An 11,276-nucleotide genomic window follows, 5' to 3' on the forward strand; every position below is an offset into this window, starting at 1 on the left:
TTGGAAAACTAATCCAAAGTCCGCAAACTTAGTGTTTGCAATGGTGCCGAAGGCGGGAGTCGAACCCGCACGAAGTTTCCCTCGACGGATTTTGAATCCCTTATTCTTTAGTTTAATTAATCTTAGTAAATTTTAGCAACACCCTACAACTAAGTAAAATCAACGTGTTCACCTAATAATGTGTATTAATATAGTTTAATAAGTTTTCTTAATTTTAATACTCCCACTGACATTCTACTGACATTTTACTGACCGATAAATTAATATAATTAAGATTCCTATATTAATGTAGATTCCCAATTAACAACTAAGGAGCCTTAATTGGCTCCTATTGCTATTTTTGATACTATAAACATTACTATAATAACTATTGTGAATATATTTCCTTTTTTAAATGTTTCATTATCACCATTTTTAAAGTATGATATAATACCTACTATACATGTAATTATGCCTATTAGCATAAAAAACTTAAGGAAATTAAGTCCTATTCTATCTATACTATTAATAAATTTATCTATAGGATCCATTAACCAAACTCCCTTCAATATTTATATATAATACTTATTACCTTTTTTGGTATTATATGAATAATTCCACTTCTTAACTTTTTCATAATCTAGCAATTGAAAATTACTTAGTTTATTTTTAATAATCTTTTCTATATTGGAACTTACTACTACAATTGCAGGAAAATTATCAAATAAATTTTTGTATTGTCCACTTTTATAATACATTTCTATTTTTTTAAATTGCTCTTCTATATGTTCATTTTCCATAATTCCAAATATCCAAGTATTAGTTTTTAAAAGTACATCTATTTTTAAAATGTACTTTCTATTTTTATAGTTAAAATAATATTTGTTATCAAATTTAATAAACGGATCTAGTCTCTTTTCATAGAAATAAAAATCTGCTAACATTAATAATTTTTGTGGACTAGCATTAATTTTTATTGGTTTATAACCTAAAATTTTATATCCTTCTTTATCTAAAGTAAAAACATTTTCTTTATTAGGAAGTTTATATAAAATTTTTATATAATTATTATCTTTTAGAAGTTTTAGACATGCATAACAATATTTTTTAGAATTATATAGTCTACATATTCTTTTAGTATTTAATATTTTTACGAAATATAAATCTTTTAAAAAGTTCCAATCCCGCTCTGATAAAATCAAAATATATCGCCCACCATTTTTATTTATATATATAATATATATAAGGGTTTATCATTTTATAATCTTATGTAAAACATTTATTTCAAGCCATTTATAAGCTTTTTTGCACTTTTTAAATTCTATGTCTATTCTACATATATTCTACAACTCATTCTATACCTTATTCTACAGGTTAATTAATTTTAAATAATAGCTTTTTGTTGAACGTTTTCTTCTTTTTCTTTATCATCATTCATATTATTTAAAAATTCTTCTTCAAAATGCATAGATTTTTTAAATATTTTATCCTGAACCTTTTGTGCAGATCTACCAAAAATATTTTCCTTTTTATATGTTCTTTTATGTGGCAAAGGCTTCAGCATATCTGTCATAACACAAATTTTTTCTTCTTTATATCTCATATTAACAATAGCATTCCTCCATTTAGTTGCTATCATTTCTTCTAATGTAAATGGTTGAAACTCTTCTAAAAGTTCCTTATATGTTTCTTTAGAAGTTTGATATATAAAGTAATTAGTACCTGCACTTTTAAATAAACTTTTCATTCCTTTAAAGTCGCTAAATTCATGAGCAAATATAAATATTCCTAATCTCCATTTTCTCATTTCTCTTATTATAGAATGTAACTCTGTAAGTACTGTAGGGAATTGATGTGGTTCATCTAGCAGTAATATACAAGGTTTTCTTTGTTCCTTAGGTGTATTACTTCTAGTTAATATGGCAAGCCATAGTTTAGATACTATATAAGTAACTAATAGGTCTGTAGTATCATCTAACAACGTATCCTTTGGAACTCTTATACCTACAAAGTAACCTTCATCAGCCCATTTTCTAAAGTCTATATATAAATTAGCTTCTTGTAATAAACAATTTGCAGCAAACTCATTATCTAATAAAGCTTCTAATCTATCCATTATTCCAGATACATAATTTTGTTTTGTCCCACTTTCATTTCCATCATCATTTAGCTGTTCTAATGTCCATTTTAGTCTACCTTCAATATTATTATCTTTAATTAATTTATCTCTATATTCTCTATCTGTAAGGCATAAAACAACATCATATAAATTTGCAGTAGGATTTTTAAATACTGCTTTAGCTGCAGCTCCTAAAAATCTTTCCATTCTGCTACTTAATTTTTGATTATCACTTTTAGCTAGTTTATTAAGAAAGTTTTTAAGTTGAGATGCTAATTTAGTTTCTATAGTTTTATCTCCATTGGCACATTCACTCCATGTTAAAGCTATAGGATTATCTATATCTCCAAAATCTAAATCTATAATTTTATTAAATTCCTTCGACAATCCTCTCTCTATATTATCTATTAAGCCTCCATCCGCTACATCTATAGCAAATACACTAACCCCATTTTGAAGTAACTGTATTGTAGTATTTTCTCCACAAGTTGTTTTACCACTTCCCATCTTACCTATTGAAACCCAACATTGACATAAAGAATCTAAATCATCCAGTGGGAAGAACACAGGTATTTTATTACCTTTATATATAGTCCATGCTATTTGTAAGCCTTTAGTTGTAAAAACAGGCGGTATATTAATTTCTCTAGTATCTATGTTCTTAATTTTGTACTGTTGTTGATAATGTTTTGTAGGCAACTGCATAAGTTGTGCTAATTCTTTAGTACTTAATGCATCTATATTAATTTTATCTATAGACTTTCTTTCTTTTACAGCCTCTATAAGTTCTTTTTGCTTTAACTTTCTAGTAACTAATTTATTATCATCTTCTAACAAATTAAATCCTCTCTTAAATAGCTTCAATAGTAATTCACTTCTTTCACTGTCGACAGCTATTCTTATAGATGTATTGTAATAAACAGAAGATGTTTTATCTTTAGTCTGCTGAGATACTCCATTTCTAATAAGTACATTATTGTCCAATTCATCTAAATCAATTCTTTCAAATTCTTCATTTGTAAAAAATAAACTAGCTAGATCCATAACTTCAGCAACACATCCGTATGCTAATTTAAGACCACTTTTAATTATCTTTTCTTTATCTAATTTATATTTACTTTTAATTCTTTTTTCATTACTAAATTCTTTAATTGCTTCTTCAAACTCTAAATTCAAAGAAGATTCTTCAGGTACTAATATATATTGTATTAATACTTTTTCATCATCTTTTAGTATATTAGATGTTTCCAGTAATGCATTTAGAGGATATTCTGCTCTTAAATCTGTTTTTAAACTTAGAAAACTATGTTGATCCAGTTCAAATTCCTCTGCAGCTTTAACTTCTATCATATGGTCCTCTTTTATAAAGTTAAGTATTCCATCTTTTTTATCTGTTTTATAAGAGTTTTTGAATTTAAATGTAGCTTTTGGGTAGCATACATTAAGTTCATTTTGTATTAATTCTTTAAGTTTATCTGGAATTATATAATAAAAGGATATGTTTTCTTTGATGAATAGAATTTCATATGTGATTTTATCTTGATGTGATATTTTCTTTTCTTTAAAATTAATTCTATTAATTAAATTTTTATATGAATGTATGTTAGTAAGAAAACTTTATAGTTTAGAATTATTTATATTTACATCTGGAATAATTTCAATAATCATCTTATTGCCTTCCCTACATCCATTAATATCTTCATTAACCCTGGAATAAATTGCAGTACTAAATATGCAACTGCAGTATCTTTTATTATTCTCATTCCCATTCTTTTATTAAACATCATAGTTATAGCTCCTCCACTCATAGACAGAACTGCTACAGGATAACCTAGTACTTGAATTAAATCTAATAATGGATTTAATGCTCCTGCTATTTTATCAAATCCTCCTGCACTAACTGGTGTATTACATAATAAAGTTATAGTTATTGTAGTTGCTGTTGTATCTACTAATGTCTTAATCTTTTGTTTTTCTGTGGTAGTGCTATTCATTTTATAATTGAATATTGCTTCATCTAGTTTATCTTGAAGCATAAGTCTTGGTTTAGAAAAGTTTATCACCATTACATATTCCCCCTAATCGCTTTAATTATTTTGGTCCACATCTTAACACTTGCATAAATTGCCATAAAGAAAAATATAATTTTAAAAATTCCTCTCACATTTAAGCCCTCCTGAATAATGTTTTTAATTTAGGTAATAATAAAAATAAAATTTTAGTTTGGGAGTGAATTATTATGTCAGCTGGAGCATGGTTAGTAGTTTCTGCGGTATGCCTAGGAATTTCTATGGCCTTATAATTTTTAAGTCTAGTCTTTTACTAGGCTTTATTTTTATCTCCTTTTAAAGCTTCTAACTATGCTTTTGTAGACATATAAAATCCCCTCTTGTTATCATTTTTTTAAACTAGTCTCTAATTTCATTTATTTTCTTAATTCCTCCTTAAATAAAATTTCTATTGGTAATGTACCTTTCAAAATATCTTTAACTACTGAACCTGGATTGCTAAATTTTAATAATTCACCATATAGTTTTAATTCTTCCACGTCAGTTTTTCTGAATTCTAAAACTACTCTTAATCTCTCTGCCATCATTGTCACCTCCGTATACTTTGTATTAATTTAATGTATACAATGTCTAAATTGTATTCTTTGTTGTCTTTTAATATATACTATGCTTATATTTATACAATATTTCCTATATTTATATAATTTTTTAATATTCTTTATAATTTTTATATAAAAATAAAGATGCATGATACTAATCTGTATACCATACATCTTCAACCTTTTTATTTAATTTTTTAGCAATGTTTAAAGCAGTTTCTAAAGATGGACCTGCTACACCTCTTTCCCAAGAATAATAAGTTTTATAATTAACACCTATTAATTTTGCAAACTCTTGAGGTTCCATCATATATTCACGCATCCTAATTTCCTTTAGCCGATTTTTAACCACATACACCACCCCATTACAGTATATGTAATTATTCTAGAAATGTGGTGAAAACCCTTTTAACATTCCCCATATATAACTAACTTTTAAAAAATAAGCTGTTAGAAATTTTAATCTATATTGATTTAGTTTCTATATTATCTTATAATGAAGTAAAATAAAGTTAATTATAACCATATATTCAATTTTTTATTAATCACTTAATTAAGGAAAGGTAAATATTTATGAAAAAAGTTACTAAACCCCTAATTGTTATATTAGTTATAATATTCATACTATCATTTAAATTAATTACTCATAAATATAAGAGAGCTAGTTTCCCAGATAATACTCAAACTATTTCATTATATAAAACAAATACAAATCATTACTTTAGTAAAAATACTTGTATTATTCAAATAACGGAACCTAATACTATACATGAAATATTAAAAATCATGAATGCTGCTACTTTTACATTATCTTCTAGAGATCCCCACAATCCAAATTGTAACATTTTGATAAAATATCCAGCTGGTGAATTTGGTTTACAATATTATATAGATAAAAAAAACCAAACTAGCTTTTTTTCTTATATTGGTCATGATGGAAAATATTATTTAATAAATAAAAAAGATACTAAAAAATTAATGAGCTTATTTGGTCTTTAAAAAAAGAGCCACTTGGCTCTTTTTTTAAAAGATTATTTATAACTACTTTTATCATTGTAAATGTATACAATTTTAATTCCTATCTTTTAACTGGTCTTTTAGTATGACGATGATATACGCTTGGACAATTTGCCCCTGTAATAGCTGATTTCCCCTTGCTTGAACAAGCTGCTGCTGGTCCTGATTGATTACACCAATTACTAAAGATACAATCATTACTTATACTAAGAGATAACTCACAGTCGCTTCCCATAAAATTTTGCATAGTTTTTACAGGATGTTTTATCTTGTCATAATGGATATCATCAGAGTTTGGTCCATTAAATCTATTGCAATGTACCCAATCTCCTGGATAATATTTGTCTCCATATCCTTTCCTACTTAAAAGAAGGCCCATATTTTCTCTATAATCCATTGCTTTAAAATGTTTCTGGTCCATTTTATCAAGAGCATCCATTATGTCAACAACAAAAACTACTTTTTCATCAGCTGAATTTTTATTTAAATTAATATCTTTTGCTAATTCATTACTTTTTTCAGTAAAAGATACAGTTCTTGTGTTTTTAGGAACTATTGTTTTTCCATTTACACCAGTTCCAACATTCATTTTTTTACCATCTACCATTATTGAACCTTCTTCTAATTCCACCATTCTATACGCACCAGAATCTTCTATTGTCCAGCCACCTTCTTTAGCAACTTCTTTAAACTCTTTAGAAAATTGATTCATAGGTAAATTAATTTCCTGTTTTACATATACAGTAACATTTTTTTCACCTGATTCATTAGTATTCATAGCAAAAGTTTTGATTGGCATAGCACCTATTATAAATAGTGTAGAAATTACTATTAAAGATAATTTTGATTTTAGTTTTCTTCTTAACATTACAATCCCCCTATTAAATTATAGATAATTTTTAATTAAAGGCCTTTAATTAACTATAAACATGTCTATATCAGTATAACATTCATTTATGTAAAATAAAACAATAAATTATAATAATTACATTAAAGTAAATATATTGTAATTATTTAAACAAGAATAAGAACTATTTTAAACTTTTTACTAAAAATAAAAATGGTAGCTATAACATAAACCATAACTACCATTTTTAGTGGTATCTCATATATTATTGTTCAATTTTAAATTAAAATATCTGATTGAAATATGTTTAATTTTATTCTACATGGATATAATTTAGATAGCCAATATAACAATCAATATATAAATTACACAACAAAAGAGCCTACTATATCAAGTAGACTCTTTTTACTATTTAAGAAGGACTGCATAAAACATAGTTAATTTACGGAAAACTATATAATATTAATATTCTATAAATGTTAATATATTCCTTTACTTATGTTTAAATTTATTTTATATGGATATAATTAAGATAGATTCAGGCAACTGGTCTTATGTCAATATCTTGGACACAAAAAGTCAAACTTTTTTTATGCTACACTTCTAGATAATAATTCACATTGATCTGGGGTCATGTAATTAATAGAAGAGTATAGCCTTTTTCTGTTATACCATCCTTCAATATATTTAAAAATAGCTCTATTAGTTTCTTGGAAGGTACGATATGCATTTCTGTATATTTCTTCTTTTTTTACAGATGAATGGAAAGATTCTATACAAGCATTGTCATAGGGACAACCTTTTTTACTAAATGATTGTGTAATATTAAACTTTTTACATAGCTCCTTTAAATCATTACTAGTGTATTGAGATCCTAAATCGCTATGGAATATTAGTTGCTTATTTTTATGAGGAGATTGGCTGAAATAAGCATTTTTCAAGTCTTTAACAACTAAATCATTAGTCATTCTTTTACCGAAAGCGTAGCCAATTATTTTTTTAGAATGTAAGTCAAGAACTGAAGCTAAATAGCACCAACCATCTTTCATAGTATGAATATATGTAATATCTCCTGCCCATTTTTCATTAATAGAAGTAGTAGTAAAATCTATTTTTAAAACGTTTTTCAAACCTTCTGCTACCTTTTTAGTTGAATGAGGTTTGTATTTTTTTACAGTTATTGCACAAAGGCCAAGTTCAGTCATTCGTCTTTGAACTCTCTTTAAGGATACTTTAAAGCCTTCTGTAGCAAGTATATGATGAATCCTAGGATCACCATATATGCCTTTATTTTCTTTATATATCCTTTTGATAGCTGATTTTAATTCCTCATTTTCTATTTTTCTTGCAGATTTAGTTTTATCAAAAGATTTATAATATGTGCTTCTGGCTACGCCTAGAACGGTACACATAGTCTTAATATCATGATTGCTTTTATTACTATCTATAAATTCTATTACTTCATCTAATTTCTTGTTGCAAATATGGCCATAGCTTTTTTTAATATTTCATTTTCCTCTTTAATTCTTGCCATTTCCTTTTTTAAAGCTTTGATGTCCTTCAATGTAATAACTTCATTTTCATCTACTTTAATTTCTTTTACATCTTTAATCCATCCGTTGATTGTTGATTTTGCAATGCCATATTTGCTATTTAGCTCTGATAAGCTCATGCCTGACTTAAATAAGTCTACTATCATATCTTTATATTCTTGATCGTATCTTCTGCCATTTCCCATAATGGACACATCCTTTCTTAACTAAATATTATTTTACTTAGTTCGATTTAATGTGTCCACTACTTTATACTAGCACCAAACTGTACCTAAACAACTAATGAATTTGTTAAAAGAACATAAGAAAAAACAAAAACAATTACAATTGAAAAGTTATGGTGCTTTTAGAAATGAATTTAACTTGGTTTTTACTAAACTAGATGGCACTCCTATGGCTAGTGATAGTCTTAGTAGCATATTTAGGGATTTTATAAATAGAAATAATCTGCCCAATATGAGATTTCATGATTTACGCCATACTAATGCTACTCTTATGTTAGCTAGTGGCACTAGTATGAATGTAGCTTCTACTAGATTAGGGCATAGCACTATAGGTATAACAATGGATTTATATACACATGTCCTTCAAGGATTGGAAGAAGAGGCAGCAAAAAATATATCAGATTTAATTTATTAGTTTAATTTAGCTTAATAAATTTGTTAGCTTTTAATAATTCTACTGACATTCTACTGACATTTTAGAAATAAAAAAGACTTTGGAAAACTAATCCAAAGTCCGCAAACTTAGTGTTTGCAATGGTGCCGAAGGCGGGAGTCGAACCCGCACGAAGTTTCCCTCGACGGATTTTGAATCCGTTGCGTCTGCCAATTCCACCACTCCGGCAAGCACGATTTAACGTAATTATAATAACATAATAAAACAGTTTAGTCAATAATCTAATTTATTTTTATTAAAATATTTTATTTGTAAATTCAAAAGAGATTAGATATATATAAATACATATCTAATCTCTTAAATTGTTTCAATTAACAATCTTTATATTAAAAATCTATTAACTGAATTATTATTTTAAGCTATTTTCGTATGCTTCTACCATTTTCTTTGTCATTCCGCCACCAACATATCCGTTTTGTCTTGCTGTTAAGTTTCCTTTATCAACGCTATCGTAGTTTGATAAACCTACTTCGTTAGCAACTTCCATTTTTAAGTTTTTTAATCCTTGTTTAGCTTCTGGCACTACTAATTTATTTGAACTTCTGTTTGCCATTTTAATCTTCCTCCTTTTATGTTGAAATATATTACAAACTTAATTAAGTTTGTAATATAAGTTTGTGTTATTTTTTTGTTATTATCCTAGTGAATTATATGAATTTATTGAATTATTTTCTTTCATACCATAAATTTTCAAAAAGAATTTTGTTACACATAAAAAATAAATTAATTTATTCTATAGGTTTTCCTTTAAAATTCTCATATCTACAAGAAGTTCTTTTATCTCTATTATCCGCATCATATTGTGGTCTATGCCCATCTAATTCTTTAGATTTCTTATGTTTTTCTCCTTTATAACTATTAGAATACACATTAATCATCTCCTTTCTTTTATAGCTTTTTATTCTATACTTTTTTTATTCATATTCTAATATAGTATTTAAATTTATATTAGAATTAATAGTTAAATTTATAATACTTTACATAAATCAAACTTATATAAAATAACATAAAAATAAATATGAGTGTACTAAATAGCGCACTCATAAAATTATACATTAATTTAAATAAATAAATATATTTTATTATGTTATTCAGTTAACTTTATAGCTCCTTTAGATGAATGTTTTTTCATCTCATTTGAATGTATCTTTTCAGGCTTTTCACTCTTTTTCATTCTCTTTGATTCTTTTTTATCTTCTCTATGCATAATTTAACACACTCCTTTCTAATCATAGAGTGTTCAAATGAATTTTTTATATACTTTTATTCTTAATATTCTGTTTCATTATAGTTGTAGAATCAATTAAATTGTGCATAAAATTTGATCCTCTAGAAATTAAACATCCTGTGAAAATTATTCCTAGATAAGGTACATTTACATTTATATCTAATGCTTTCAGAAAATCCATTCCTGTAGTTAAACACAATATTTCACTAAAAACAAACGCTCCAATTTGATCAACATTAAGCTTACCATTTTGCCAAAATATTTTTGTTCCTTCCCAAAGAGCTTCTGCTATAACAGACAATACTAAAAATTTCATCATTCCCATTTTGATCCCCCCATAAAATTTTATGAAAGGATTTTCCAAATTATTACTTAACATATATTTATGTGTTAAATACAATACTTTTATTTAATATGATAATATTTATGCAGCTTTATTTATAAATATGCATTCTTATTTGTTTTCTTTTAATCCAAAAACTGCTCTTGCACTTTCTGCTTGTGGATCATGTTTTATATTTTTCTTTTTAAAAATTCCATCTTCTTTTTTATCATGTTGTGTTTTGTTGCATTTTTTAGACATAAAAAACACTCCTTTCTATTTATAATATTTCACTTATAATATTTTTTATTTATAAAAATGTAAATTCTTTTAAAATACTTAAATTTATTTACCATTTTACTTATTTATTAAATTTATGATATAATTAATAAACAACAAATGCCATTAATATAGGAGTGATTTTATGAAAGAAATAGGTTATATCAAATCAGTAAAAGATGGCTATGCTTCTGTTATATTTAAAAGAAAATCTGGTTGTGGAGATAATTGTCCCAGTTGTAAAGCTGGTTGTGGATCTAAATCCATAGCTACAGATGTTAAAGATACACTAGGAGTTTCTATAGGAGATACGGTGGAAATAGATATGCCTACAAAATCATTTTTCACTATGACATTTTGGACATATACTTTTCCATTAATCATGCTAGTAATAGGTTTAGTTGGTTCTATTTTAATCTTTAAGAATCTAGATGTTAAAAAATATGAATTGCTTGGAACAGCTGTAGGATTAGTATTCTTGGCTATTTCTTATTCTATTTTAAGTCATATGGATAAGAAATTAGGAAAAAAGCAAAGTTATAATCTTAAAATGACACGAATACTTAATAAATAGTATAAGAAAATTACGACGTAAAAGGTTACTACCTTAGATTAAAAAAGAGATATGTAGCTTCAAAGGCAATTC

At 26.2% G+C, this 11,276-nt stretch carries 15 protein-coding genes and 1 tRNA gene; 3 read left to right on the forward strand and 13 right to left on the reverse strand.

Features of this window, described 5'->3' with window-relative positions:
• Positions 1-317 precede the first annotated feature (317 nt).
• The 6 genes from NGI68_RS16745 to NGI68_RS16770 all read right to left on the reverse strand — a co-directional run bounded on the left by NGI68_RS16745 (position 318) and on the right by NGI68_RS16770 (position 5,058).
• On the reverse strand, positions 318-530 hold the full coding sequence (locus NGI68_RS16745) for a hypothetical protein (RefSeq protein ID WP_251862585.1): 213 nt from the start codon (positions 528-530) through the stop codon (positions 318-320).
• Positions 531-551: 21 nt separating this feature from the next.
• Complete coding sequence (locus NGI68_RS16750) at positions 552-1,181, reverse strand: hypothetical protein (protein WP_251862586.1); 630 nt, start codon at positions 1,179-1,181, stop codon at positions 552-554.
• 182 nt (positions 1,182-1,363) lie between these two features.
• The gene (locus NGI68_RS16755) at positions 1,364-3,448 is read right to left on the reverse strand and encodes a type IV secretory system conjugative DNA transfer family protein (protein WP_251862587.1); all 2,085 of its coding nucleotides are present in this window, start codon (positions 3,446-3,448) and stop codon (positions 1,364-1,366) included.
• Positions 3,449-3,762: 314 nt separating this feature from the next.
• On the reverse strand, positions 3,763-4,164 hold the full coding sequence (locus tag NGI68_RS16760; protein ID WP_251862588.1) for a bacitracin ABC transporter ATP-binding protein: 402 nt from the start codon (positions 4,162-4,164) through the stop codon (positions 3,763-3,765).
• Between the two features lie 359 nt (positions 4,165-4,523).
• A complete protein-coding gene (locus NGI68_RS16765; RefSeq protein WP_251862589.1) occupies positions 4,524-4,691 on the reverse strand; it encodes a hypothetical protein in 168 nt (55 codons plus the stop codon).
• 169 nt (positions 4,692-4,860) lie between these two features.
• Positions 4,861-5,058, reverse strand: coding sequence for a helix-turn-helix transcriptional regulator (locus NGI68_RS16770; RefSeq protein ID WP_286010135.1), 198 nt, complete (start codon positions 5,056-5,058; stop codon positions 4,861-4,863).
• 221 nt (positions 5,059-5,279) lie between these two features.
• On the opposite strand from NGI68_RS16770, the gene NGI68_RS16775 reads away from it, so the two are divergent.
• Entirely contained in the window at positions 5,280-5,705 is a 426-nt protein-coding gene (locus tag NGI68_RS16775) for a hypothetical protein (protein WP_251862590.1), read from the forward strand.
• A 79-nt stretch (positions 5,706-5,784) separates the two neighbouring features.
• Here the strand turns inward: NGI68_RS16775 and NGI68_RS16780 are convergent, their stop codons facing one another.
• Both NGI68_RS16780 and NGI68_RS16785 read right to left on the reverse strand, forming a co-directional pair.
• Positions 5,785-6,591, reverse strand: coding sequence for a hypothetical protein (locus tag NGI68_RS16780; RefSeq protein WP_251862591.1), 807 nt, complete (start codon positions 6,589-6,591; stop codon positions 5,785-5,787).
• A 569-nt stretch (positions 6,592-7,160) separates the two neighbouring features.
• Positions 7,161-8,308, reverse strand: a protein-coding gene (locus tag NGI68_RS16785) for an IS3 family transposase (protein ID WP_251862592.1) whose coding sequence is annotated in 2 segments (ribosomal slippage) — positions 7,161-8,065 and positions 8,065-8,308 — 1,149 coding nt in all. Because the reading frame shifts where the segments join, the coding sequence is not laid out codon by codon here.
• 97 nt (positions 8,309-8,405) lie between these two features.
• Between NGI68_RS16785 and NGI68_RS16790 the strand changes: the two genes are divergently transcribed.
• Positions 8,406-8,762: a tyrosine-type recombinase/integrase gene (locus NGI68_RS16790; protein WP_251862593.1), complete on the forward strand. Its 357-nt coding sequence runs from the start codon at positions 8,406-8,408 to the stop codon at positions 8,760-8,762.
• A 120-nt stretch (positions 8,763-8,882) separates the two neighbouring features.
• Here NGI68_RS16790 and NGI68_RS16795 read toward each other — a convergent pair.
• From NGI68_RS16795 to NGI68_RS16815, 5 genes are all read right to left on the reverse strand, one after another.
• A tRNA-Leu gene (locus tag NGI68_RS16795) sits at positions 8,883-8,969 on the reverse strand.
• A gap of 181 nt (positions 8,970-9,150) precedes the next feature.
• Entirely contained in the window at positions 9,151-9,354 is a 204-nt protein-coding gene (locus tag NGI68_RS16800) for an alpha/beta-type small acid-soluble spore protein (protein ID WP_251862594.1), read from the reverse strand.
• Positions 9,355-9,529: 175 nt separating this feature from the next.
• A complete protein-coding gene (locus NGI68_RS16805; RefSeq protein WP_251862595.1) occupies positions 9,530-9,670 on the reverse strand; it encodes a hypothetical protein in 141 nt (46 codons plus the stop codon).
• 384 nt (positions 9,671-10,054) lie between these two features.
• Entirely contained in the window at positions 10,055-10,354 is a 300-nt protein-coding gene (locus NGI68_RS16810) for a hypothetical protein (RefSeq protein ID WP_251862596.1), read from the reverse strand.
• 129 nt (positions 10,355-10,483) lie between these two features.
• On the reverse strand, positions 10,484-10,612 hold the full coding sequence (locus tag NGI68_RS16815; protein WP_251862597.1) for a CPC_1213 family protein: 129 nt from the start codon (positions 10,610-10,612) through the stop codon (positions 10,484-10,486).
• 163 nt (positions 10,613-10,775) lie between these two features.
• On the opposite strand from NGI68_RS16815, the gene NGI68_RS16820 reads away from it, so the two are divergent.
• Entirely contained in the window at positions 10,776-11,204 is a 429-nt protein-coding gene (locus tag NGI68_RS16820; protein WP_251862598.1) for a SoxR reducing system RseC family protein, read from the forward strand.
• The last annotated feature ends 72 nt before the right edge of the window (positions 11,205-11,276 follow it).

The organism is Clostridium sp. Marseille-Q2269, from assembly GCF_943736985.1.
Classification (GTDB): domain Bacteria; phylum Bacillota; class Clostridia; order Clostridiales; family Clostridiaceae; genus Clostridium_F.